21 protein-coding genes and 1 pseudogene are annotated in these 24,496 nt (G+C 71.0%); 14 read left to right on the top strand and 8 right to left on the bottom strand.

What is annotated here, in order from left to right:
• The first annotated feature begins 2 nt into the window (after positions 1–2).
• On the top strand, positions 3–1,193 hold the full coding sequence (locus tag HUT18_RS04250; protein ID WP_176097940.1) for an acyl-CoA dehydrogenase family protein: 1,191 nt from the start codon (positions 3–5) through the stop codon (positions 1,191–1,193).
• A 28-nt stretch (positions 1,194–1,221) separates the two neighbouring features.
• Here HUT18_RS04250 and HUT18_RS04245 read toward each other — a convergent pair whose 3' ends face one another.
• Positions 1,222–1,668 carry a cell division protein SepF gene (locus tag HUT18_RS04245; RefSeq protein WP_176097938.1) on the bottom strand — a complete coding sequence of 149 codons (447 nt, stop codon included), beginning with the start codon at positions 1,666–1,668 and terminating at the stop codon, positions 1,222–1,224.
• Positions 1,669–1,965: 297 nt separating this feature from the next.
• Between HUT18_RS04245 and HUT18_RS04240 the strand changes: the two genes are divergently transcribed.
• The gene (locus tag HUT18_RS04240; RefSeq protein WP_176097937.1) at positions 1,966–3,285 is read left to right on the top strand and encodes a DUF5685 family protein; all 1,320 of its coding nucleotides are present in this window, start codon (positions 1,966–1,968) and stop codon (positions 3,283–3,285) included.
• Between the two features lie 44 nt (positions 3,286–3,329).
• On the opposite strand, the gene HUT18_RS04235 is transcribed toward HUT18_RS04240, so the two are convergent.
• A complete protein-coding gene (locus HUT18_RS04235; protein WP_176097936.1) occupies positions 3,330–4,292 on the bottom strand; it encodes an ABC transporter substrate-binding protein in 963 nt (320 codons plus the stop codon).
• A 692-nt stretch (positions 4,293–4,984) separates the two neighbouring features.
• Here HUT18_RS04235 and HUT18_RS04230 point away from each other — a divergent pair.
• The 3 genes from HUT18_RS04230 (at position 4,985) to HUT18_RS04220 (ending at position 9,040) form a co-directional block, all read left to right on the top strand.
• Positions 4,985–5,851, top strand: a complete 867-nt coding sequence (locus HUT18_RS04230) for an amino acid ABC transporter permease (protein ID WP_176097935.1) — start codon at positions 4,985–4,987, stop codon at positions 5,849–5,851.
• Positions 5,852–6,464: 613 nt separating this feature from the next.
• Positions 6,465–7,370, top strand: coding sequence for a S1 family peptidase (locus HUT18_RS04225; RefSeq protein ID WP_176097934.1), 906 nt, complete (start codon positions 6,465–6,467; stop codon positions 7,368–7,370).
• A 596-nt stretch (positions 7,371–7,966) separates the two neighbouring features.
• The gene (locus tag HUT18_RS04220; RefSeq protein WP_176097933.1) at positions 7,967–9,040 is read left to right on the top strand and encodes a S1 family peptidase; all 1,074 of its coding nucleotides are present in this window, start codon (positions 7,967–7,969) and stop codon (positions 9,038–9,040) included.
• 150 nt (positions 9,041–9,190) lie between these two features.
• On the opposite strand, the gene HUT18_RS04215 is transcribed toward HUT18_RS04220, so the two are convergent.
• Positions 9,191–9,625: a DUF4440 domain-containing protein gene (locus HUT18_RS04215; protein WP_176097932.1), complete on the bottom strand. Its 435-nt coding sequence runs from the start codon at positions 9,623–9,625 to the stop codon at positions 9,191–9,193.
• 24 nt (positions 9,626–9,649) lie between these two features.
• Here HUT18_RS04215 and HUT18_RS04210 point away from each other — a divergent pair, with 24 nt between their 5' ends.
• Positions 9,650–10,117, top strand: coding sequence for a helix-turn-helix domain-containing protein (locus HUT18_RS04210; protein WP_254878413.1), 468 nt, complete (start codon positions 9,650–9,652; stop codon positions 10,115–10,117).
• A 156-nt stretch (positions 10,118–10,273) separates the two neighbouring features.
• On the opposite strand, the gene HUT18_RS04205 is transcribed toward HUT18_RS04210, so the two are convergent.
• Positions 10,274–11,080, bottom strand: a complete 807-nt coding sequence (locus HUT18_RS04205) for an NmrA family NAD(P)-binding protein (RefSeq protein WP_176097928.1) — start codon at positions 11,078–11,080, stop codon at positions 10,274–10,276.
• 149 nt (positions 11,081–11,229) lie between these two features.
• Here HUT18_RS04205 and HUT18_RS04200 point away from each other — a divergent pair, with 149 nt between their 5' ends.
• From HUT18_RS04200 to HUT18_RS04185, 4 genes are all read left to right on the top strand, one after another.
• On the top strand, positions 11,230–12,219 hold the full coding sequence (locus HUT18_RS04200) for a phosphotransferase family protein (protein WP_176097927.1): 990 nt from the start codon (positions 11,230–11,232) through the stop codon (positions 12,217–12,219).
• A gap of 101 nt (positions 12,220–12,320) precedes the next feature.
• A complete protein-coding gene (locus HUT18_RS04195) occupies positions 12,321–15,875 on the top strand; it encodes a DNA polymerase III subunit alpha (RefSeq protein ID WP_176097925.1) in 3,555 nt (1,184 codons plus the stop codon).
• Entirely contained in the window at positions 15,872–16,909 is a 1,038-nt protein-coding gene (locus tag HUT18_RS04190; RefSeq protein ID WP_176097923.1) for a hypothetical protein, read from the top strand. The genes HUT18_RS04195 and HUT18_RS04190 overlap by 4 nt, the downstream gene beginning before the upstream one ends.
• Before the next feature lie 239 nt (positions 16,910–17,148).
• Positions 17,149–18,015, top strand: coding sequence for a triacylglycerol lipase (locus tag HUT18_RS04185; protein WP_176097921.1), 867 nt, complete (start codon positions 17,149–17,151; stop codon positions 18,013–18,015).
• A 72-nt stretch (positions 18,016–18,087) separates the two neighbouring features.
• On the opposite strand, the gene HUT18_RS04180 is transcribed toward HUT18_RS04185, so the two are convergent.
• Positions 18,088–18,324 carry a hypothetical protein gene (locus HUT18_RS04180; RefSeq protein ID WP_176096567.1) on the bottom strand — a complete coding sequence of 79 codons (237 nt, stop codon included), beginning with the start codon at positions 18,322–18,324 and terminating at the stop codon, positions 18,088–18,090.
• A 39-nt stretch (positions 18,325–18,363) separates the two neighbouring features.
• Here HUT18_RS04180 and HUT18_RS33485 point away from each other — a divergent pair.
• Positions 18,364–18,864 (top strand): annotated as a pseudogene (locus tag HUT18_RS33485) (class I SAM-dependent methyltransferase); the annotation flags it as partial.
• Positions 18,865–19,192: 328 nt separating this feature from the next.
• Here HUT18_RS33485 and HUT18_RS04170 read toward each other — a convergent pair.
• Positions 19,193–19,672 carry a DUF402 domain-containing protein gene (locus HUT18_RS04170; RefSeq protein ID WP_176097920.1) on the bottom strand — a complete coding sequence of 160 codons (480 nt, stop codon included), beginning with the start codon at positions 19,670–19,672 and terminating at the stop codon, positions 19,193–19,195.
• A gap of 24 nt (positions 19,673–19,696) precedes the next feature.
• Complete coding sequence (locus tag HUT18_RS04165; RefSeq protein WP_176097918.1) at positions 19,697–20,650, bottom strand: GNAT family N-acetyltransferase; 954 nt, start codon at positions 20,648–20,650, stop codon at positions 19,697–19,699.
• Positions 20,651–20,756: 106 nt separating this feature from the next.
• On the opposite strand from HUT18_RS04165, the gene HUT18_RS04160 reads away from it, so the two are divergent.
• On the top strand, positions 20,757–21,143 hold the full coding sequence (locus tag HUT18_RS04160) for a GntR family transcriptional regulator (RefSeq protein WP_176104278.1): 387 nt from the start codon (positions 20,757–20,759) through the stop codon (positions 21,141–21,143).
• A gap of 37 nt (positions 21,144–21,180) precedes the next feature.
• Here the strand turns inward: HUT18_RS04160 and HUT18_RS04155 are convergent, their stop codons facing one another.
• Positions 21,181–22,290, bottom strand: coding sequence for a DUF5925 domain-containing protein (locus HUT18_RS04155; protein WP_176097916.1), 1,110 nt, complete (start codon positions 22,288–22,290; stop codon positions 21,181–21,183).
• Between the two features lie 516 nt (positions 22,291–22,806).
• Between HUT18_RS04155 and HUT18_RS04150 the strand changes: the two genes are divergently transcribed.
• Positions 22,807–23,628 carry an SGNH/GDSL hydrolase family protein gene (locus HUT18_RS04150; RefSeq protein WP_176097914.1) on the top strand — a complete coding sequence of 274 codons (822 nt, stop codon included), beginning with the start codon at positions 22,807–22,809 and terminating at the stop codon, positions 23,626–23,628.
• A gap of 581 nt (positions 23,629–24,209) precedes the next feature.
• Positions 24,210–24,485, top strand: coding sequence for a hypothetical protein (locus tag HUT18_RS04145; RefSeq protein WP_176097912.1), 276 nt, complete (start codon positions 24,210–24,212; stop codon positions 24,483–24,485).
• The last annotated feature ends 11 nt before the right edge of the window (positions 24,486–24,496 follow it).

Raw genomic sequence — 24,496 nt, 5'->3', positions numbered from 1 at the left:
CCATGTCCGCACCCTCGAAGCTGCCGCCCTTCAACCCCGCCGACCCGCTCGGTATCGACGACCTGCTGAGCCCCGAGGACCTCGCGATCCGCGACTCCGTTCGCGCCTGGGCAGCCGACAACGTCCTGCCGCACATCGCCGAGTGGTACGAGTCCGGCGAGCTTCCCGACATCCGCGGTCTTGCCAGGCAGCTCGGCTCGCTGGGTGCTCTCGGCATGTCCCTGCAGGGTTACGGCTGCGCGGGCGCCACCGCCGTCCAATACGGCCTGGCCTGTCTGGAGCTGGAGGCCGCCGACTCGGGTCTGCGCTCGCTGGTCTCCGTGCAGGGCTCCCTCGCCATGTACGCGATCCACCGCTTCGGGTCCGAGGAGCAGAAGCAGCGCTGGCTGCCGGGCATGGCCGCGGGCGAACTCATCGGCTGCTTCGGTCTCACCGAGCCCGACCACGGGTCCGACCCCGCCGCGATGCGCACCTACGCCAAGCGCGACGGCTCGGACTGGATCCTCACCGGCCGCAAGATGTGGATCACCAACGGTTCGGTGTCCGCGGTCGCCGTGGTCTGGGCGCAGACCGACGAGGGCATCCGCGGCTTCGTCGTGCCCACCGACAGTCCCGGCTTCTCGGCACCCGACATCAAGCACAAGTGGTCCCTGCGCGCCTCGGTCACCAGTGAACTCGTCCTGGACGAGGTGCGGTTGCCCGCCGACGCCGTACTGCCCGAGGTCACCGGGCTGCGCGGACCGCTGAGTTGTCTGAGCCACGCGCGCTACGGCATCACCTGGGGAGCGATGGGCGCGGCCCGCGCCTCGTTCGAGTCGGCTCTGGAGTACTCCCGGACCAGGGAGCAGTTCGACCGACCGATCGGTCAATTCCAGCTGACCCAGGCCAAGTTGGCGGACATGGCCGTCGAACTGCACAAGGGTGTTCTGCTCGCCCACCACCTGGGCCGCCGGATGGACGCCGGCCGCCTGCGCCCCGAGCAGGTCAGCTTCGGCAAGCTCAACAACGTGCGCGAGGCCATCGAGATCTGCCGGACCTCGCGGACCATTCTCGGCGCGAACGGGATCTCGCTCGAATACCCGGTGATGCGGCACGCCACGAATCTCGAATCGGTGCTCACCTACGAGGGAACGGTCGAGATGCACCAGCTCGTACTGGGCAAGGCCCTCACCGGACTCGACGCGTTCCGGTAAACGGGAACGCCCGGGGTGAGGGCCTTGCTCAGCTCTGGTTGAAGAAACCGTCGGACGCGCGGCCGGAGCTCTGTCCGGTGACGATCTCGGTGTTGGCCGGGGTCAGCAGGAAGACACGGTTCGCGACACGCTCGATCGAGCCGTGCAGTCCGAAGGTCAGTCCGGCCGCGAAGTCGACGACGCGCTTGGCGTCGGCGGGCTCCATGGACGTGAGGTTCATGATGACCGGGACACCGGCCCGGAAGAGCTCGCCGATGCCGCGGGCGTCGCGGAAGCTGTCCGGAGTGACCGTGCCGATCCGGCGCCCGTGCTCCTGGGCGGATTCCGTCGCGACCCGCACCCGCGGGTCGGTCACCCACGCCTCGACCTGCTCGGGCCCCTCGGCCGAGTCGTCTTCGTATCCGTCGTAGTAACGCTCGTCGGCGTTGTCGTCGACGAGGCCGAGCCAGGCACTCGCCTTGCGCACCGATCCCATGGACGCCTCCTCTCACAGCCGGTCTTCCGGTTTCTTTTCCCTATCGTGGTCCATGATGCGGATCTCACGCCAAGCAGATAGCCGCCGTGCGGGCTTTTCGTGACGTGACTGGTGCACACACGCCCTCACAGGGTCCGTCACACTCGCCGCATTCCCAAGGATCTTGCCCGGCACGGGTGCTGATGGAGAGTGAAATATGATTCTTCGCGGCGTACGGGTGACGGGCGGCGCGTACGGGTGAACGGCTCCCTCGTTACGATGCCGTGAAAGTGATCGTACGACCGTGGGGGAATCGTCGTGTTCGGGATCGTCAGGCCCTGCTCGCACCGGTTGGGCGGGGGACTGAAGTCCGAGTGGATGGCGCATTTGTGCGGACTCTGTCTGGCCCTGCGCAGCGACCACGGACAGTTCGCACGGGTCGTCACCAACTACGACGGCCTGCTCATCTCGGTTCTGACGGAGGCTCAGTCCGGCAGCGTGGAGGACGGCAGGCGTACCGCCGGACCCTGTCCGCTGCGCGGGATGCGTACCGCTTCGGTGGCGCGCGGCGAGGGCGCCCGGCTGGCGGCCGCGGTCTCGCTGGTGCTGGCCTCGGCCAAGATGCGGGACCATCTCACCGACGGGGACGGGGTGTTGGCGCGCCGGCCGCTGGCCGTGGCCGCGCGCAAGGTGGCCTCGGGCTGGGACCGCGCGGGGCGGCGCACCGGCGCCGACGTCGGCTTCGACACCGCCGTACTGCTCGACGCGGTGGACCGCCAGCCCCGAATAGAGGCCCTGGCCGGTCCGGGCACGCCGCTGCTCACGGTCACCGAGCCCACCGAGACCGCAACCGCCGCGGCCTTCGCGTACACCGCGACGCTCGCCGGGCGGCCGGACAACGCCGCACCGCTCGCCGAGGCGGGACGCCTCTTCGGGCGGCTCGCCCATCTCCTCGACGCCGTGGAGGACAGGGAGTCCGACGCCGCGGCGGGCGCCTGGAACCCGCTCACCGCCACCGGCACCTCGCGCGCCGAGGCGCGCAGGCTCGCCGACGACGCGCTGCACGGCATCCGGCTCGCCCTGCGCGAGACCGAGTTCGTCCGCGGCAAGCTGGTCCACGTTCTGCTCGTCCACGAACTGCGCCGCTCCGTCGACCGCGCCTTCGGCACGGCGAGCTGCGGCCACGGGCCGGGCGCGGCCGCATCCGGCACCGCGCTCTCCGGCGGCACCGCGCCCCTCGGTTCCTACGGCCCCGCGGCGTACGGCAGTTCGCAGCCGATGATGCCCGGGGCCGCGCCCGGGACGGAGTGGTCCCAGCCCGTCGACAACTACGGGAATCCGCTGATCACCCCGCCCGCGCCGGGCGGCCCGGCCGGACCCGGCGGACCGGACGACGGCGGCTGGGGCGGCGGTGGTGGCGGTTCCCGGCCACCGCACCGGCCCCGGCGCGGACTTCTCGCCGGGTGCGCGGTGGCTCTCGGCCTCTTCTGTACGTGCCAGGTCTGCTGCTCCGACGAATACGAGGATCCCTGGTCGCGGCAGCCGCGTCAGGGCTGCTGCAACAACTGCGACTGCGGTGACTGCGGAAGCTGTGGTGAGTGCTGCGAATGCTGTGAGTGCTGCGACTGCGGTTGCTGAACCGAGGCGGGTGGGCACCGGATCGCCAAGGCGGTGCCGCGGCCTCAGTCCTTGATCTCGGGCGGTGAGATGCGGGAGGTGTCGAGGGCGGACTTCTGGGTGTCCCACTTGCGCAGGATGCGCTCGTAAGTGCCGTTCTTGATAAGGGTGTTGACGGCTGCCTGGAAAGCGGGCGCCAGCGGGGTGCCCTTCTTGAACGCGAAGCCGACATCGAGCCGGTGGTACTCGTTCAGGAACTTCAGTCCCTGTTGCTGGGCCACCGCGTAGCGCAGTCCGTTGATGGTGCTCATCACCACGTCGGCCCGGCCCTGGTGCAGTGCCGACCAGAGCGCGCCCTGCTCGGCATAGGTCTTCACCTCGTACGCCTTCTCGCCCGCGTCGGCGCAGACGTGCTTGTTGTCCTCCAGGGTGGCCTCGAAGGTGGTGCCCGCGCCCGTCGCGACGGTCAGGCCGCACAGTTGCCTGAGGTCCGTCACTCGGTCCAAGTCGCTGTCCTGACGGGCGGCGAAGGCCTGGCCGTCGTTGATGTAGGTGACGAAGTCGATGGTCTTGCGGCGTGGTTCGGTGACGCCGAAGTTGCCCGTACCGAGGTCGTACTTGCCGCTGGAGAGTGCGGGCAGGATCGCCTCGAAGCTCGCCACCTCCCGCTTCAGCTTGATGCCGAGCACCTTGCCCACGGCGTCCGCCACGTCGATGTCGACACCGGCGACCGTTCTGCCGTCCGGGAGATAGGTACTGGAGGGCGGGGTGCCGCCGACACTGCTCGCCAGGCGCAGGGAGCCGCGCTCGCGCACCTCGGCGGGCAGCAGCCTGGCCGCCGCCTCGTCCTTGGTGACCGAGGACACCACGTCCTGGGTGGGAACCGCTCCCGGTTCGCCGCCGGGCCCGCCCGCCCCCGGCCCTCCGGCCTCGCCCTCCGAGCAGGCCGTCAGGCTCAGCAGTGTGGCAGCGGTGATCAGGGCGAACAGCGTGGTGTGGCGCGCCGTCGGGCGCAGAAAACTCTTCATGGCTGACGTGACTCCAGGGGACGGCCCGGCCGTGCGGCCCCGCCCGCTTTGGCTGAACTCGCCGGGCGGGCAAGGGCGTTCGGGATCGGTGAGGGTCGTTCGGGATGGTTCGGGAGGTTGGAGAGGTTAGGGAGGTTCGGGAAAGCGCGCACCGGCGTGGGAGGCCGGTGCACGGGCATCGCGAGGGGAGGGGGTGCACCGTGCTCGGTGCGTGTGAAGGCAGGGGAAAGCAGGGGAAGGCAGAAGGAAAGGCAGTGGGGCGGGCGTCGGCTGCGTACGAGTGGACGAACCGGACCGTCTGACCAGAGGCTCGGGCAGTCGAACTGTCGGGCAGGAAACGCTCGGACGGTCAGGCCCTAGGGAGGGTCGAGCCGTCAAAGGGGCGGGCCGTCAGGCTCGCGGAGATATCAGACACGAGGCGGACCACACGCGACCGAAGTCGATGTGGGAGCGCTTGACCAGGCTCTGCCGCGGATGCATGGCACAAGTGGAACAGGCATCCGTGGGTGCGTCAACTGCCCCTTGGGCGCCCGGCTCACAGTATGGACGGCCTTGACAGAGCGCCGAGATCCGGCCGTACTCTCAAGGTTCGGCCCTGCTGAGGGGCTCGGCCGAACGGCGCGCCGCGGCCCGCCGGTGTGAAGGCACTTCGCCATGTTCAGCGTTCGAACCGAACGTCTCGGAGCCTTCACATGTCCTTCGACACCCTCGACAAGACCGGGCCGACCGCCGGGAAGACACCCGGCGCCCTGGACCCTTCCCCGCTTCTCGTCGTCCCGCGCCGCCGTTACGGGCAGTGGATCGCCGCCGTGGTGGTGCTCGCCCTGCTGGCCGGAGTCGTCCAGTCCGTGGTGCGCAACGAGGCGTTCCAGTGGAACGTCGTCGGCGACTACTTCACCTCGGCCTCGGTGCTGCGCGGGCTGTGGCTCTCGCTGTGGCTGACCGCGGTCGTCATGGCACTCGGATTCGCCCTGGGCGCGCTGCTCGCCGTGATGCGACTGTCCGCCAACCCCGTGCTGCGCGCGGTGAGTTGGGGCTATGTCTGGCTGTTCCGGTCGGTGCCGATCCTGGTCCAGCTGCTGTTCTGGTTCAACATCGGGGCGCTGTACCCGCAGATCCTGGGCGTCCGAACGGTCGACCTGCTCGGCCCCGTCACCATCGCCGTCATCGGTCTGACCCTGCACGAGGCGGCGTACGCGGCCGAGGTCGTCCGCGGCGGGATCCTCTCCGTCGAGCACGGCCAGATCGAGGCCGCCCAGGCGCTCGGCTTCGGCCGTCTGAGGTGCTGGCGGCGGATCGTGCTGCCGCAGGCGATGCGCTTCATCGTGCCTCCGGCGGGCAACATGCTGATCGGCACGCTCAAGGGCACCTCGATCATCAGCGTGATCGCGGTTCAGGACCTGCTCTACTCGGTGCAACTCGTCTACCACCGCACCTACCAGGTCATCCCGCTGCTCCTGGTCGCCACCCTCTGGTACACGGTCGTCACCTCGGTGCTGAGCGTCGGGCAGCACTACGTCGAGAAGTACTACGCGCGGGGCGCGGAGCAGCGCCGGTAGGTGAAGGGGCGTGCGAGGGGCGCCGGGTGGCCGGGCTCCGCGCCGGGGCGCGTGTGCCAGGGGCGCCGGAGCGAATGGTCGCCGACGCGTCATCCGCCCGTTCCCGACCGGGTTTTCACCCGATGTCTCATAGCACACCAAGATGAGAACCCGAGCCACAGGGTTAATTTCAAGTCAGCGCAAGAACAAGGGAGTTGGCTTCGCGGGGGAGTGCGGCTCCGCTCGGTCCGCCGGGGTGCCGGAGCGTCGACTGTCGACGATCCGGCCGTCGCCGGACGGGGCCACAGAGGTCTGATGGCCGCTGTGAGCAGGGAGTTGAGTGGGTGAGGGATGGGGTCGTGGTCAGGGCGCCGAGTTCACCGGAAAGAAACACTCAGTGTGAGATGTGTGCCGGAACGGGATCCAAGGAAGCTCAGTGGCCTGTGCTCGGCACGGTGACGCCCGGGAGTAGACGGCTGAAAGTAAGCCTTGTGCCGCTCAATCCGTGCCCGAATACTCCGAGCAGCGCTTGTCAGGAGCACGGCTGATCCGGAACCCGGAACCGCCGGTTCCCGACTGCGTCTCACGGGCCCCGACCCCACGCGGGCCCCCGAGTTCCCCAGGAGGAACGTCAGTGAGGTTGAAGCGCACTACCCCCCGCAGTGGCGTCGCGAGACGTACCCGTCTGATCGCCGTCGCCTCCGGTCTGGTTGCCGTGGGCGCCCTCGCGATCCCCGCGGCGAACGCCGACGAGTCGAGCACCTTCAGCGCGACCGAGCTCGGCCAGGTCAGCGACTCGGTCCTGGAGTCCGACGTCGCGGGCACCGCCTGGGCCGTCGACGCCAAGACGAACCGCGTGGTCGTCACGGTCGACAGCACCGTCTCCAAGGCGGAGATCGCCCAGATCAAGAAGGACGCCGGAAGCAAGGCCGACGCTCTTCAGGTCAAGCGCACCCCCGGCAAGTTCAACAAGCTGATCCAGGGCGGTGACGCCATCTACGCGAGCAGCTGGCGCTGCTCCCTCGGCTTCAACGTCCGCAACAGCGCCGGGACCCAGTACTTCCTGACCGCGGGTCACTGCACCGACGGCGCGGGCACCTGGTGGTCGAACTCCGGTCACACCACCACGCTCGGCTCCACCTCGGGCTCCAGCTTCCCGGGCAACGACTACGGCATCGTCCGGTACACCAACACCTCCATCAGCAAGCCCGGTACCGCGAACGGTGTGGACATCACCCGCGCGGCCACCCCGAGCGTGGGCACCACCGTCATCCGTGACGGCTCCACCACGGGTACGCACAGCGGCCGGGTCACCGCCCTCAACGCGACCGTCAACTACGGCGGCGGTGACATCGTCTCCGGCCTCATCCAGACCACGGTCTGCGCCGAGCCCGGTGACTCCGGCGGCCCGCTCTACGGCAGCAACGGCACCGCGTACGGCCTGACCTCCGGCGGCAGCGGCAACTGCTCCTCCGGCGGCACCACCTTCTTCCAGCCGGTCACCGAGGCGCTCAGCGCCTACGGAGTCAGCGTCTACTGACGTCCGGCGGAATTCGGTTCGGTACGGCTGATCCTGTGAGGGCGGCCCCCGCGCACCCATCCGGTGCGCGGGGGCCGCGTCGTTGTGTGCGCGCCCGCGCGAAGTTCGTACCGAAGTTCGTACTGAAGCGCGAACCGGAATGCGAACCGAAGCGCGAACCGAAGTGCGTATCGATGGGCGTATCGATGGGCGAAGGGGCGCGCATGGTGACACATCGCGCTGCGTGTTCGCGGGCGGGGTGGGGGCCCGGTGGTGTCCAGGACCTCAACTCGCCCTTCAAACGGGCCAGAACAGGACAGGCCGATCCGGGTGTGCCCGGGAGCGGAGCCCCGGAGATACCCGCATGAGGAAAGGGGCGGAGTGGGCGCGATCCGGCGCACGGATGAGGCGGACGGGGGTCTGTGCGCCCCCTGTGACGCGACCGGAAGTGGAGCTTGTCGGTGTCCGACGGCCATGGGGATAGTGGATGCAACCGTTGGCATGGACGCGGCACTTACTCGGTTCACCGGGCGAGTGCCGGGCTCGTGCCGATAAGCCTTCCGGTTCCGGGCGAACCCCACGTGACCCCGGAGCCGTCCCCCCACAGGAGGACGTACGTGAAGCACCGACGCGTTTCCCCCAGGCGTGCCGCGATCGCGGGTGCCAGTGTCGCCGCCATGGTCGTCGCAGGCCTTACGGTCCAGTCCGCGAACGCCGACAGCGATGTCACCGCCGACTCCCTCTCGGCGACGGCGGCCGGAAAGCTCGCTTCCTCCCTCACCAAGGACCTCGGCGCCGACGCCGCGGGTACGTACTACGACGCCCAGGGCAGGCACCTCGTCGTCAACGTCCTGAACCAGGACGCCGCCGAGACCGTCGAGTCGGCCGGTGCCAAGGCCAGAGTCGTGGAGAACTCGCTCGCCGCGCTGAACGGCGCCCGCGCCACGCTCAAGGACCGGGCCACCATCCCCGGCACCGCGTGGACCGTCGACAACTCGGCCAACAAGGTCGTCGTCACCGCGGACCGTACGGTCAAGGGCGCCGAGCTCGCCAAGCTGACCGAGGTCGTCAAGGGCCTCGGCAGCACGGTCGAACTCAAGCACAGCAAGGGCGAGTTCAAACCGATGATCGCCGGCGGCGACGCCATCTGGGGCGGCGGCGGCCGCTGCTCGCTCGGCTTCAACGTCGTCAAGGACGGTGCCCCGCACTTCCTCACCGCGGGCCACTGCACCGAGGCGATCAGCAGCTGGTCGGAGAGCCAGGGCGGCCCGGTCATCGGTGAGAACGCCGGTTCCAGCTTCCCCGGCGACGACTACGGCCTGGTGAAGTACACGGGCGACACCGCGCACCCCAGCGAGGTGGACCTCTACAACGGCAGCACCCAGCCCATCACCGGCGCCGCCGAGGCCACCGAGGGCCAGCAGGTCACCCGCAGCGGCTCCACCACCCAGGTCCACGACGGCACCGTCACGGGCCTGAACGCCACGGTGAACTACGCCGAGGGCACGGTCGAGGGGCTCATCCAGACCGACGTCTGCGCGGAGCCCGGCGACTCCGGCGGCTCGCTGTTCGCCGGTGACCAGGCGCTCGGCCTCACCTCCGGCGGCAGCGGCAACTGCTCCTCCGGCGGCGAGACCTTCTTCCAGCCGGTGACCGAGGCGCTCTCCGTCTACGGCGCCGAGATCGGCTGACCCGTCCCACCCCTACTCCGGTCCGCCCGCTTGCCCGGGCGGACCGGGACCCGGCACCAGGGGCCGGCCCGCGGCGCGCGGGCCGGCCCTCGGTCTTGGTGGCGATCCACTGACTTGGAGGCAGACCACTGGCCGGGGCGAGGCGTGACGTCAGGCGGGCGGCACGGTTCCGAACGGGTTGTCGATGACATAACGCCACAGCCCGTCCACGCCCCGCCGGGCGACATCGGTCGCGGTGCCCTCCAGGTGTACCGGCACCCCGTCCGCGCCCGTGCCCTCGATGGTCCAGTCGACCACCAGCAGGGCGAGGTCGCCCGTCTCGTAGATGTGCCGGGGTCGGAGGGCGATCGGCAGGCCCAGGGCGAGGAACTCCTCGGTGCGCGTGGCCAGTTCGCGCCCCTTCACCGGGTGGCCCGGGCGGGGGACGAAGACGGCGCCGGGTTCGTACACCCCGAGTACCGCCCGGATGTCACCGGAGTTGAAGGCGGCGGCGAACACCGCGGGGTGTTGCGCGACCTCGGTGGTCAGCTCAAGGGTGGGGGCATGGCCAGGTCCAGTGCGCGAAGTGCGCGAGTGAGAGCTCATGGCGGCAGTGAAGCCGCTGCCCACGTGGGTCACCGAACGGAAACCCACGCACCGGGCTTCCCCGGGACCCCGCTCGGCGGCTGGGACGGCGCACTCGTGCCGGAGGAACGCGGGCGCACCCGCGGCCCCGAGCCCGACTGCCCGGTCGAGGTCGCCCTCGCCGCCGTGGCGGGACGCTGGACGACACTCGTCCTGCGCGAGCTGATGCACGCCCCGTACTCCTTCGGCGAGTTGAGCGAGCGGCTTCCCGCGCTGAGCGCCAAGGTGCTCACCGAACGGCTGCGCCAACTCGAAGAGCAGCGACTCGTCGCCCGCGACCGGCTGCCGGGCTTTCCGGCACGTACGCGCTACCGGCTGACTCCGGGGGGCCAAGCGCTGCGCCCCCTGCTGGCCGAGCTGTACCGCACCGGGGCCGCGATCGCGGCGGCGCGCGAGGAGGGTGCGGCGGCCGGGGCGGTGGCGGTGCGCGAGGGGGACGTGGCCGAATCCTGACCTTCGCGGGGCGGCTTGCGTACCCGCTGTGCGCAGTTCACTCGTCGCCCCTCGCCCACTCCGGGCAGGAGCCGCCGCCCGCCACCTGCCCCGCCGGACCGCACAAGCGGTCCATGCAGGCAGGACAGGAGGCAGGGGCGAGATACGGCTGTGGGGCTAGAAGCGCCCCGCATACTCCGTGACCCACTGCGCGAAGGTGCGCGCCGGACGGCCGGTCACCTTCTCCACCGTGTCGACCACGGTCGTGGCGTCCTCGCCCGGTTCGGCGTACCAGCCGATGACGTACTCGGCGTCCGCCCGGGGGACACCGGTGGCCAGCAGCCGCTCGATGGCCTGTTCATGGGTGATGGGGACGAAGGAGATCTCGCGGCCGGTCGCCCGGGACAGGGCGGCGATCCGCTGCCGAGAGGTCAGCGCCTCGGGCCCGGTGAGGTTGTAGGACCGTCCGTGGTGGCCGTCGTCGAGCAGGGCGACCGCGGCCACCGCGCCGATGTCGGCCTCGTGGACGAGCGCGCTGGGCATGTCGTAGGGCTCGCGTACGACGCCCTCGGCGCGGATGGACTCGCTCCAGGTCAGCGTGTTGGACATGAACTCCTGCGGTTCCAGGCGGGTCCACTCCACCCCCGAGTCCGCCACGGCCTGCTCCACCGGGCCCACGTAACCGCCCCACACCACGGTCAGGCGCCGCACACCCGCGTCGACCGCCCTGCGCACCAGCTCGGGTCCGACCTCGGCGAGCCCCGAGGTCACCGTGATGTGCAGCCTGTCGACGCCTTCGAGGGCGGCGTCCATCTTCTCCGGCTCCGTATGGGTGCCGGTCACCAGCTCCACCCCGGCCGGGAGCCGGTCCGCGGCCGCGACCGGGTCCCGGGTCAGCGCCCGGACGTGCTCTCCGCGGCGGACCAGCTCTTCCACGACGTGCCTGCCGGTGTTCCCGGTGGCACCCGTCACCAATGTCGTCACAGTTGTTCCTTTCGACACCGAGGACGCTAGAAGCTCAACTCGACTTGAGGTCAAGGAGATTGTGACCGGGGTGGTTGGGACACCCTGGGCGGTGAGGATGGTCAGGATGTCGGGCGGGCGCCGTGCACCGCCTTGGGACGGGAGCGGGCGTGGAGAGCATCACGAAGAACCGGCAGTCGCCGGAGGTCCTTCGGGCCATGGCCGAGCGGGCCTACGGCCCCGGCCTGGTCCCGGACGGCGAGGAGTGGCTGAGCGAACTGGGGCACGGCTGGTTCAACGTCGCGTACCGCCTGCGGCTGCGCGACGGGTACGAGGCCGTGCTGAAGATCGCGCCGCCGCCCGGGGTGGAGGTGATGACCTACGAGCGCGGCGCGATGGGCACCGAGCTCGCGGCGCTTGAGCTGATCCGTGGGCACACCACCGTGCCCGTACCGCGCGTGGACTTCGTCGACCGGAGCCGTGAACTGGGCGGCGCGGAGTGGTTCTGCATGCCGTTCGTCGACGGCGACAATCTCGGTGTCGTCGGCCCCGGACTCCCGGCGCCGGTGCTTGCGGCCTGCAAGGAGCAGGTCGGTGCGGCCAACCGGGAGATCAACTCCGTCCGGGGAACGGCGTTCGGGCCGTTGGCGGGGCCCGGGGACAGCAGTTGGCGCCGGGTCTTCACCGGCATCGTCGAGGACGTGCTGACCGACGGCGAACGCCGCGGCGTCGAGCTGGGCCGGGAGTACGACACGGTGCGGGAGGTGCTGGCCGAGCATGCCGCGAGCCTGGACGAGGTGCGTGAGCCCCGGCTGGTGGAGTGGGACCTGTGGGACGGCAACGTCCTGGTCCGTGACGGACGGATCGCCTGTGTCATCGACCACGAGCGGGCCTTCTTCGGCGACCCGCTCATCGAGTCCGGGTTCGCGGGCCCCCAACTGCCCGCCTTCGGCGACTCCACGCACTTCATGCGCGGCTACGGACATCCCCCGCTGACCGAGAACGAGAACGTACGCCGCCGTCTGTACTGCCTGCATCTGACGCTGATCATGGTGATCGAGACCGTCTACCGGGGCCACACCGGCACCGAACAGTACGACTGGGCGCGCGAGCGGCTGGGCGAGGCGATGGCGTTGCTGGGGCGTGGCACTCGTTTGTGAGCCCCTCGTGAGCCGCCTCCGGAAGGTCATTCGTACATGCATTCGAAATTGTTCTATGGTGGAGTCCGGGGCAGCAGAAACGGATCGGCAGGGAGGTGCGGGTGCCCGGGTTCACGCATCTGCACACCGCGTCCGGATACTCGTTGCGGTACGGGGCCTCTCATCCGGAGCGGCTGGCCGAGCGTGCCGCGGAGCGGGAGATGGACGCGCTCGCGCTGACCGACCGGGACACCCTGGCCGGGGCCGTCCGCTTCGCGAAGGCCTGTGCGGAGCACGGGGTGCGGCCGCTGTTCGGGGTCGATCTCGCGGTGGCCGGAACGCAGCGGTCCGAGCGGACCGCCTCGGGCGCCCGGCGTACCCCGGTGCGCGGGGGTGCCTTCGTCGACGAGTCCTCGCCCCGGGTCACCTTCCTCGCCCGCGCGGGAGCGAGCGGCTGGGCCGAGCTGTGCCGCCTGGTCACCGCCGCGCACACCGCCACCGGTGAACCGTTGCTCCAGGTGGCCGACCTTCCGGCCGCCGGGCTCACGGTGCTGCTCGGGCCCTCCTCCGAAGTGGGGCGCGCGCTGGCCGCGGGCCGCCCCGACCGGGCCGTACGACTGCTCGCGCCCTGGCGGGAAACGTACGGTGACGACCTGCGTCTGGAGGCCGTGTGGCACGGTCGTGAGGGCGCGGGCCCCGGTTCGCTGCGGCTTGCCGCGCGCACCGTGGGATTCGCCGCGGAGCAGGGGGTGCGCCCCGTGCTGAGCAACGACGTGCGCTACGCCGACCCCGGGACGGGGCCGGTGGCCGACGTCCTGGACGCGGCCCGCCGACTCGTGCCCGTCGACGCGCGGGGCGAACTGGACAGCGGGGAGCGCTGGCTCAAGGGCGCGGACGCGATGCGGCACGCCGCCGAGCGGATCGTCGAGGCCGCCGGTTTCCGCCGCGACACCGCCCACCGGCTGCTCGAACAGACGCGGGACACCGCGGCCGCCTGCCGGGTCGACCCAGAGGACGACCTCGGGATGGGCTCCGTACGCTTCCCCGAACCGCACCTGGTGGGCGCCGGGCGCCGTACCGCGCAGCGCGCCCTCGCCTCGCGGGCCGCCGGACAGCTGGTGCTGCGGGGCTACGACCGGCTGCCCGCGGCCCGTGACTACTGGCGCCGCATGCACGACGAACTGGACGTCATCGCCCACCACGGCTTCGCCTCCTACTTCCTCACTGTCGCCCAAGTGGTGGACGACGTAAGGGAGTTGGGGATCCGGGTGGCCGCCAGGGGATCGGGAGCCGGGTCCCTGGTGAACCATCTGCTCGGCATCGCGCACGCCGATCCGCTCGCCCACGGGCTGCTGATGGAACGGTTCCTGTCCACCCGGCGCTTCGTACTGCCGGACATCGACATCGACGTGGAGTCCGCCCGGCGGCTGGAGGTCTACCGGGCGATCATCGACCGCTTCGGCCGGGAGCGGGTCGCCACCGTCGCGATGCCCGAGACCTACCGGGTGCGCCACGCGATCCGCGATGTGGGCGCCGCGCTGTCCATGGACCCCGCGGACATCGACCGTATCGCCAAGTCCTTTCCGCACATCCGGGCCCGCGACGCCCGCGCCGCGATGGAGGAACTGCCCGAACTGCGGGCGCTCGCCGAGGAGATGAGGCAGCGCGGCGGCCGGGAGCGGATGTGGGACCTGGTCGAGGCGCTGGACGCGCTGCCGCGCGGGATCGCCATGCACCCCTGCGGGGTGCTGCTCTCGGACGCCTCCCTGTACGCCCGTACCCCGGTCGTGCCGACCAGCGGGGAGCAGTTGCCGATGTCGCAGTTCGACAAGGAGGACGTCGAGGACCTCGGGCTGCTCAAACTCGATGTGCTCGGGGTGCGGATGCAGTCGGCGATGGCGCACGCGGTCGCCGAGGTGGAGCGGGCCGGCGGCGAGCGGATCGACCTGGACGGGGTGCCCGAGGGCGACCCCGCGACGTACCGGCTCATCCGTTCCGCCGAGACGCTCGGCTGCTTCCAGATCGAATCGCCGGGCCAGCGGGACCTGGTCGGACGGCTGCAACCGGCCACCTTCCAGGACCTGGTGGTGGACATCTCCCTGTTCCGGCCCGGGCCGGTGGCGGCCGACATGGTGCGCCCGTTCATCGAGGCACGGCACGGCCGGGCGCCCGTCCGCTACCCGCACCCGGATCTGGAGGAAGCGCTGCGCGAGACGTACGGGGTGGTGGTCTTCCACGAGCAGATCATCCGGATCGTCGACATCATGACCGGCTGCGGCCTGGGTGAGGCGGACCGGGTGCGGCGCGGGCTCTCCGACCCCGAGTCGCAGGGCCGGATCCGTTTCTGGTTCGCCCAGCACGCGGCGGCCAAGGGGTACGACGCGGACACGATCGCCCGTACCTGGGAGATCGTCGAGGCCTTCGGCAGCTACGGGTTCTGCAAGGCGCACGCCGTCGCCTTCGCGGTGCCGACCTACCAGTCGGCCTGGCTGAAGGCCCACCACCCGGCCGCCTTCTACGCGGGGCTGCTCACCCACGACCCCGGGATGTACCCGAAGCGGCTGCTGCTCGCGGACGCGCGGCGGCGCGGGGTGCCGATCCTGCCGCTGGACGTGAACCGCTCGGCGGTCGCCCATCGCATCGAACTGGTGTCTGGTGAAAAACGTGCCAACTCCCCTGAAAGGGGCGCGGATCGCTGGGGTATCCGGCTCGCGTTCAGCGATGTGCACGGCATCGGCGAGAGCGAGGCCGCACGGCTGGCGGCGGGACAGCCCTACTCCTCGCTGCTCGACTTCTGGCAGCGCGGCAGGCCGAGCCGTCCGGTCGCCGGGCGGCTCGCCCAGGTCGGCGCGCTGGACGCGTTCGGCGCCAACCGCCGTGATCTGCAACTGCACCTGGCCGAACTCCACCGCGGGTCCCGAGGCTCCAGGGGCGAGCAACTGCCGCTCGCGGGCGGCCACCGGACCGCGTCCGCCGGGCTGCCCGACCTCGGCGACGCCGAACGGCTCAGCGCCGAACTCGGCGTACTCGGCATGGACGCCTCCCGTCATCTGATGGGCGACCACCTGGAGTTCCTCCGCGAACTCGGGGTCGTCCCGGCGCGCAGGCTGCGGGCGGCGCGGCAGGGCGAGACGGTACTGGTCGCGGGGGCCAAGGCGGCCACCCAGACGCCGCCGATCCGCTCCGGCAGGCGGGTCATCTTCACCACCCTCGACGACGGCACCGGCCTAGTGGACCTGGCCTTCTTCGACGACTCCCACGAGCGCTGCGCCCATACGGTCTTCCACTCCTGGCTGCTCTTGGTGCGCGGGACCGTGCAGCGGCGCGGTCCGCGCAGCCTGAGCGTGGTCGGCGAGGCGGCCTGGAACCTCGCCGACCTGATCGAACTGCGGGCCCACGGCGGCCTGTCCGCGGTGGCCGAACGCCTCGCCGCCCCCGAGGGACCGGGCGAGGAGGGGGAGGGGAAAGGGGACGGCGAGGGCGGGCCGGGCGGCGACCGGGGCACCGACCGAGACCGGGACACCGACCGAGACCGGGACACCTACCGGGGGGAGGGCCGCAGCATCCGGATGTCCACCGGCTACGAGATGCACCCCTGGGCGGATCTGCGCCCGGCGGGTGAGGGTGCCGCGCCGGGGCGCAAACTCTGGCACCAGAGCCCGGGGAGCGCGGGATGACCGTTCTGTGCGTACGCTTCGCCCTCGCCCCCGGACAGGAGGCGGCGATGTCCGGACTGCTCGCTCTGCTCGGGGAGTTCACCCCCGTCGTCCAGGCGCTGCCGCCGGACGGTGCCCTGGCCGATCTAGGCGGCGCCGAGCGGTACTTCGGCAAGGACGCGGTCCGGCTGGCCGAGGTGATCCGGGTCCGCGCGCTCGCCCAGTACGGGGTGGACTGCGTGGCCGGGGTGGGGCCGAGCCCCGTTCCGGCCAGGATCGCCGCCGCCGAGGCGGAGCCGGGACGTCCCCGGGTGGTGGCCGAGGAGTCCGAACAGGGCGCGGGCGTCGCGGAGTTCCTGTCCGGGCGGCCGGTGGCCGCACTGCCGGGAGTGGGCGCCGCGACCGCCCGTACGCTCGGCTCGTACGGACTCGACACGCTCGGTCTGGTCGCCGCCGCGCCCCTGCCCACCCTGCAACGGCTCCTCGGCGCACGGGCCGGGCGGGAGCTGCACGAGAGGGCGCGCGGCGTCGACCGCAGCCGGGTCGTGCCGGACGCCGCCTCGCTCTCGCTTGCGGCCGAACGGGGCTTCGACCGGGACGAGTTGGACCCCTTCCTGCACCGGCGGGCCCTGCTGGCCGCGGCCGGGGAACTCGGCGCGCGGCTGCGCGGCGCGCATCAGGTCTGCGGCACGCTGAGCCTGACCGTGCGCTGCGTCGGCCGCACCGGCCAGGCCGGGCTCACCCGCAGCAGGCGCCTGCCGGAGCCCTCCGCGCACTCGGCCGTACTGAGCGGTGTCGCGTACCGGATGTACGACTCGCTTGGCCTGCAACGCGCCCGGGTACGCGGGTTCGTCCTGCGGGCCGAGGGCCTCGGCCCCGCCGAACGCGCCGCGCACCAGCTCAGCTTCGACCCCGTGGACGACAAGCTGCGCCGGATCGAGGAGGTCGCCGACCGGGCGCGGGCGAAGTTCGGCCCGCAGGCGGTCATGCCGGGGACGCTGGCCGAGTTGGGGTGGCACCGGCATCGGCGGTACGGGGAGAAGCGGGAGCGCTGAGGCGCGCGGGGCGTACTCATGAGGTGAGCGAAAGAGCCCGAGGGCCTGTCACCGAGTGAGCAGGTGCGCGAAAAGTGAGCGAACGGGCCCGGAAAGACGGGTCGGACAGGCGAATTTTCTGAGCTCCGCTCACTTACCTCTTCGGCTACTCGCCATTAACTTGGCGACAACACCTCTCCTCGTGATCCGGATCACAGGGGCATCCCCCTCCGAACTCCCTTGAGCCGCAAGGAGATCACGTGAAGCTGCCCCGGAAACGCGCACGCGGCCTGATCGCCGCGGGCCTCCTGCTGGCCGCCGCACTCACCACCACCCCCGCCACCGCGGCACCCGCCCCGATGGAAACGACCACCGCCGAGGCGGGGTGGAACAACTGGTCCTGCAAACCCTCCGCCGCCCACCCACGTCCCGTCGTGCTGGTGCACGGCACCTTCGCCAACTCGATCGACAACTGGCTGGTCCTTGCCCCCTACTTGGTCGCGCGTGGCTACTGCGTCTACTCGCTCGACTACGGCCAGCTCCCCGGCGTGCCCGTGTTCAACGGGCTCGGTCCGATAGACAAGTCCGCCGGACAGCTCGGCGCCTTCGTGGACCGGGTGCGCGGCGCCACCGGCGCGGGCAAGGTCGACATCGTCGGGCACTCGCAGGGCGGCATGATGCCCCGCTACTACCTGAAGTTCCTCGGGGGCGCGCAGAAGGTGAACGCGCTCGTCGGCATCGCACCGGACAACCACGGCACCAATCTGAGCGGGTTCACCGAACTGCTGCCCTACTTCCCGGGCATCGAGAACCTGCTCAACGAGAACACCCCCGCCCTCACCGACCAGGTCGTGGGCTCGCCCTTCATGAAGAAGCTCAACGAGGGCGGCGACACCGTGCCGGGAGTCAAGTACACCGTGATCTCGACGCAGTACGACCAGGTCGTCACGCCCTGGCAGTCGCAGTACCTCAGCGGACCGGGCGTCCGTAACGTCAAGGTGCAGGACCTGTGCGGCGCGGACCTCTCCGAGCACGTGCTGATCGGCACCGTCGACAAGGTCGCCTTCCACGAGGTGGCCAACGCCCTCGACCCGGCCCACGCGACACCGACCACCTGCCACTCCTGAGCCGCGCCGGGCGGTGCGGGCGGGCGTGCGTCCCAGGGGAGCGCGCCCGCCCGCGTCCGTCCGTGAGCGGACTCAGTCCTGCGGCCACCAGGTGCGCCGGATGTCCTGACGGATCTCCGACCGGCGGACGGTCTTCTCCTCGGCCTCCTCGCGCCTGCGGCGGGTGGAGGGATTGACGACGGGGCGTTGCACGGTCACACGGCGCATGACTGCCTCCTTGGTGCCCACCGGGTCCCGTACCTGGTACAGCGGGAGACCCGTGCCGGGAGCGTTCCTCATCAACGGCGCGTTGTCAGTGGTGACTGTCACGCTGTGGTCATGCATACCCACGTCGAGGCCGCGATGACCATGACAGAACAATCCGGTGAAAGCCCGGTGCCGGGCACCGACTGGAACGCGGCCGCGGACCGTTTCGACGAGGAGCCCGACCACGGGCTCCGGGACGACGAGGTCCGCGCGGCCTGGGACGCACGGCTGCGGCAGTGGCTGCCTACCGCCCCCGGCGAACTGCTCGACCTCGGCTGCGGCACCGGCAGCCTCTCCCTGCTCGCCGCCGGCCAGGGGCACCGGATCACCGCGGTCGACTCCGCCCCGCGCATGGTGGAACTGGCCCGGGCCAAGCTGACCGGCCACCCGGCCGAGGTGCTGGTCGGCGACGCGGCCTCGCCGCCCGTCGGGGACCGCCGCTTCGACGTCGTCCTGGTCCGGCACGTGCTGTGGACCCTGCCCGAGCCCGAGCGGGTACTGCGCCACTGGCGCGGACTGCTGCGGCCGGGCGGCAGGCTGGTGCTGGTGGAGGGCGTGTGGGGCGAGACCTCCCCGGCCGGGATCCCCGCCGCCTGGCTGACGTCGGCCCTGCGCCCCCGGGCCTGTCCGGCGGATCTTCGTGGGCCCACGACGCCTGGCACGCACTCTCGCCGCACGCCCGAATCACCCAAGTACGTCCAGTACGAGGGCGATCCGGGCGCACGCCGAGAGCACGCACCAGACGCCGCGGGCTACTCCACGAAGATCCGCCGGACAGGCCCTGGTCGCCCGGCTGCACACCGAGAACCTCGCGGACCGCGAGGAGCTGTGGGGAAAGGCGGTGACCGACGAGCGGTACGCCGTGGTGGGGCGGCTCGACGACGCGGGGTGACGCGCCGCGTACCCCTGCCGAGCCGCCCGCTGCCCGGCTTCAGCTCCCCGTGAGTGTCCCGAAGTCGCCCTGGCGGGCGAGGAGTTCGAGCTCGTCCAGGGCGGCCACCGCCTGCCGGGCCGCTTCCGGATCACGGTCGGCCAGGCCGCTCTCGGCGAACTCGTCCTCGTCCAGGCGCAGCACCTGGGTACCGTCCGCCGAGCGCCACAGGTCCAGGTCCAGGTCCTCGACCACCAGCTCGGTACCGCTCAGGACGGCGGGGCGGGTGATGTCGCAGTACCAGCCCTTGAGCGTGCCCTGCGGTCCGCGTACCTCCTTGAGCGCGTACCAGCGGTCGCGCCAGTAGTACTCGGTGAAGACATCGCCCGGCTCGAAGCGTACGAAGCCGAAGTCCCGGGCGCCCTCGCCCGCCCACTCGGCGCGTACGGTGATCCGGGTGCCGTCGTCGTGCAGCAGCGCGGCCGGGTAACGGATCTTCGTACGGCCTGCCTTGACCAGGACGACGTCCACGGTGCTCATCAGTTTCTCCTGTGTCTTCCGGTGTCAGCTGTCGGTCCCGCGGGGCCCGCCGAGTTCGCGGACGTGGCGCACTTCCGTGCCGCACCTGCGGTACCCGAAGCTCTCGTTGATCGCCAGCATGGGGCCGTTGTCGGAGTCGTTGCCGGTGAACGCCTCGCGGTAACCGGCGGCGCGGGCGCGATGCAGGGAGGCGTTCTTGGCCAGCTTGGCCAGGCCCCGGCCGCGGAAGGCGCGTGCGGTGCCGGTCATGCCCGAGTGGTAACGGCTCAGGCCGTCGGTCTCCGCCAGACAGAACGCCGCCAAAAGGCCGTCCACCAGGACGACCGTGGTCAGCTCGCGGTCGGTCAGCGGATGGTCCCAGGTGTCCTGCAACCACTCCTCGTAGTTCTCCAACCGGCTGCCCACATCGCTCGGTTCGTCCGCCGCGCACTCCGCGTCGAGCCGGAACAGCGGGCGCGGATCGGCGGTGAAGGACGCGGCGCTGCGCACCTCGACCCCGGGCGGCATCCGCTCGGGGAGCGGTGGCAGCGGCCCGGCGGCCAGGTCGAGCCGCAGGAAGTGGGCCTGGCGCGCGGGCAGATAGCCGTGCCGGGCGGCGAAGTCACGGTTGCCGGGCTCGTCGAGCACCCAGGAGAACACGCGGCGCGCGCCCTGACGGGCGAGGTGCTCCTCGGCCGTGCGCAGCAGCAGCGCACCGGCCCCGCGCCGCAGCCGGTCGGGACGCACATACGGATTGACGAAGGCGAGGCCCGGCTCCGGCGCCTCGTGGGCGAGCCCGGCCTGTGCGGTGCCGAGGACCTCACCGTCCTCCTCGGCGACAAGGAGCCGGAACTTCTTGTCCGGGTGGGCGTGCGCGAGATCGTGCAGAAATCCCTCGGCGGTCATCACCAGGAAGGGCATCGCCGCACGACGCGCACGGACGAAGTTCTCCGCGTCGTCGAAGTCGTTGCGCCGCAGGTCACGAACGATCAGGGTCATGCCCGGCACGCTACGTGCGCCCGGCTTCCCGCGCCTCCGAATAACCGTCGGGCAGGTAACCGCCTGGTCGGACGGTTACTGGCTGCGAATGCGCGACAATCTCCGGGTGACCTTGAAGATCGACCTCGCCCTCGACGAGGACACCGGCACACCTCCGTACGAGCAACTGCGCGCCCAGATCTCCGAGCAGGCCCGCTCCGGACGGCTGCCGGTCGGGTACCGGCTGCCCACGGTCCGTGGCCTCGCCCAGGAACTCGGCCTCGCCGCCAATACCGTCGCCAAGGCCTACCGGGCCCTGGAAACCGACGGAGTGATCGAGACCCGCGGCCGCAACGGCACCTTCGTCGCCGCCGCGGGCGACGCGGCGATCCGGCAGGCGGCCACGGCCGCGCAGACCTTCGCCGAGCAGGTGCACCGCCTCGGACTCACCGAGGACGAGGCCCTGCTCGCCGCCCGCGACGCGCTGCGCGCGGTCTACGGGAGCCGCGACTGAGGCCACGGGGCCACGGCCGTGCTCACAAATGCCGTGCTCACAAATACAGACCCGCGTCCGCGCCCTCCCGGCGGCCGGGCACCGTGGGCGGTGTGGAGCCGCGCCGCAGGGCGTAGAGCTCGGCGAGCGTGGCGCCGTCGCGGCCGAGCGCGGACTCGTGCTGCGCGGCCTGTGTGCCCAGCCAGTTGAGCGACTCGGCGTGGGTCAGCGGGCCGACCTCGATACGGGCCAGACAGCGGCCGGGGCGTACCACCGCGGGGTGCAGCCGCTCCAGGTCCTCGTTGGTGGTGACGCCGACCAGGACGTTGCGCCCCTGGCCGAGCAGTCCGTCGGTGAGGTTGAGCAGCCGGGACAGGGCCTGTCCGGCGGTGTGCTTGGCCTCGCCGCGGATCAGTTCGTCGCAGTCCTCCAGGAGCAGCAGCCGCCAGCGGCTCTTGGAGGTGCCCTCGTCCTCGCCGATCGCGATGTCCATCAGATAGCCGACGTCCGAGAACAGCCGCTCGGGGTCGAGGACGCAGTCCACCTGGCACCAGTCGCGCCAGGAGCGGGCGAGGGTGCGCAGTGCGGAGGTCTTTCCGGTGCCGGGCGGCCCGTGCAGCAGGAGCAGCCGTCCGGTGATGTCCTCGGGCCCGGTCTTCATCAGACCGTCCATGGCCTCGGCCACCGGGCCGGTGTAGTTCTGCCGCACCTCGGGCCAGGTACCGGCGGAGATCTGACGGGTCGTACGGTGCGGGCCGCGGCGCGGTGAGACGTACCAGAAGCCCATGGTGACGTCGTCCGGCTGCGGTTCGGGTTCGTCCTGGGCGCCGTCGGTGGCCTGGCCCACGATCTCCTTGGCCAGTTCGGCGGAGGTGGCCGTGACCGTGACGTCGGCGCCGCGGTTCCAGCGCGAGACCAGCACCGTCCAGCCGTCGCCCTCGGCGAGGGTGGTGTTGCGGTCGTCGTCGCGGGCCGCGCGCAGCACTCGCGCGCGGGGCGGCAGCAGACTGGCGCCGCTGCGCACCCGCTCGATGTTGACGCTGTGCGAGTAGGGCTGCTCCCCGGTGGCGAAGCGCCCGAGGAACAGGGCGTCGACGACGTCCGAAGGGGAGTCGCTGTCATCGACGTTGAGCCGTATCGGCAGGGCATCCTCAGGGTGCGCAGACATGCGGCAATGATCGGTCACCGGCAGCCGCGCCCGCATCCGCTTTCCGTTTCGTGCCGGTGTGCTCGGAGATCGGACGGTACGGAGCATGCCGCGCGAGTCGACGGCACAGCGACGCGGGGAAGACGCCCAGGAGTTCCGGCTTCCCCGCCGATGGGGCGTGTGCGCCGGTACGAGCCGATGTGCACGGCGCACGCGCCAACACTTCGCGCCCAAAGGCCGGTTGAGACACCCGGACGCGCGTGGAACGGCCGCGGACGGGGCAGAAGAGAGGCGCACGGGCACACTGCTTCCCAGGCTTCCGGTGGTGCGTGCGGAGAGCAGGTCTACGCGAGTAGTCGCGCGGGCCGGTGAACCGTCATGCCCCTTGTGGGCGGGGGCAGTCGAATCGGTGATGAACGGGCGAGGCGCGTCGGCAGTGATGTTGTTTTCTTGAGAGCTTGTTGTCATGAACACTTCCGGTGAACTCTGCGGCGTGCTACCACAGTTGCGGTGAAATTCCTGCTCAGGGAGGTTCGGATGAGATTTACGCGCATTGCTTCCGTTTTATCGGCTCTGGCTCTGGCCGGGGCCGCCGCCCTCACCGGTGCGTCGAGTGCTCAGGCCGCCGTCGCTCCGGTGGGACCCGCGGCCGGTACCGGCTATGTGGCCCTCGGCGACTCCTACTCCTCGGGGCTCGGGGCCGGGAGCTACGACAGCGGCAGCGGTGACTGCAAGCGCAGCACCAAGGCGTACCCGGTGCTCTGGAAGAACGCCCACGCTCCCGCGTCCTTCGACTTCGTCGCCTGTTCCGGCGCGGTCACCGGTGACGTGCTCGCCAACCAGCTCGGCCCGCTGAACGCGAACACCGGCACCGTCAGCATCACCATCGGTGGCAACGACGCCGGTTTCTCGGACGTCATGACGACCTGCATCCTGCAGTCCGAGAGCACCTGCGTCGCCCGCGTCAACGAGGCGAAGGCGTTCGCCAACAACCAGCTGCCCGGCAAGCTGGACCAGGTGTACTCGGCGATCACCGGCCGGGCGCCCTCCGCCCATGTGGTCGTCCTCGGCTACCCGCGCTTCTACAAGCTGGGCGGCGGCTGCCTGGCCGGTCTCACCGAGACCGAGCGCGCGGCCATCAACTCCGGCGCGGACGTCCTCAACTCGGTCGTCGCCAAGCGCGCCGCCGACCACGGCTTCACCTACGCCGACGTCACCGGCAACTTCAGCGGCCACGAGATCTGCTCCTCGGCCCCGTGGCTGCACAGCGTCAACTGGACCAACATCGGCGAGTCCTACCACCCGACGGCCGCCGGTCAGTCCGGTGGTTACCTCCCGGCCCTGAACAGCGCCACCTGAGCCGACGGTGCGACGGGTGACGCCGGTGACGCCGGTTGCACAGGTGGCGCAGGTGGCGCAGGTGGCGCAGGTGGCACAGGTGGTGCAGGTGGCACAGAGGAAGGGCGGGTCCCCGTGCTCCGGCGGGCGCGGGGACCTTCCGCCCACTCCGTCCGTCCACTTCGACCGTTCACTCCGCGAGATCCTGTGATGATCATCACGTTCGCGTGTTCGGTCCCGGAGTCCTCCGTCATCTGTCGCGCCCTCAACTCCGCACGTTCTCAAGGTGTTTGTGAGCGCACGGCCCTCGCTTCCGCATGCGGGCGCGAAGGCCGTGCGTGCGCCGTGTTCACGCGGCGACACTCCCGTCCGCGGCCCCGCACGCCGCTTTCGCGGACCGGGACGCCGGGCGGCGGTCGTGGTCGCCCGCGCACCTGGTCGGCCCATGATCCAACTCGCCCTGGGGGCAACCGGATTCGGAGAGTGATCGTCAACACCCTTGCGGGAAAGGTGAATCCGGCTATCGGGATACACGACTGTCCTGTCGGGGCGATAGGGTTGAGGTGCCCGGGCCGGGTGCCGTCGTACGGGTGGGGAGTGACATGGAACAGATAACGGTCCGCAGCAGGGCGCGAGTGCCTGCCATCAACTGCGGGAGCAGCGCGACCAAGTCGCGTCTCGACCGGCATTTCGCCGTGATGGGCGGTCCGGTGGTCCCGCAGCGCGAGGCCGCCGAGGCCACGTCGCTGATGCGCGAGCTCACCGCCCGCGAGAAGCCGCAGGAGCAGACCCCGACGGGACGCGGCGAGCGCGTACGCAAGGTCTCGCTCTTCGCTCCGCTGCGCCGCCTGCGGCGCACGTTGTTCGGCGGTCGCTGAGCCGTACGGGT

Source organism: Streptomyces sp. NA04227, assembly GCF_013364195.1.
Classification (GTDB): domain Bacteria; phylum Actinomycetota; class Actinomycetes; order Streptomycetales; family Streptomycetaceae; genus Streptomyces.
This window is presented reverse-complemented; position numbering and strand designations above follow the sequence as displayed.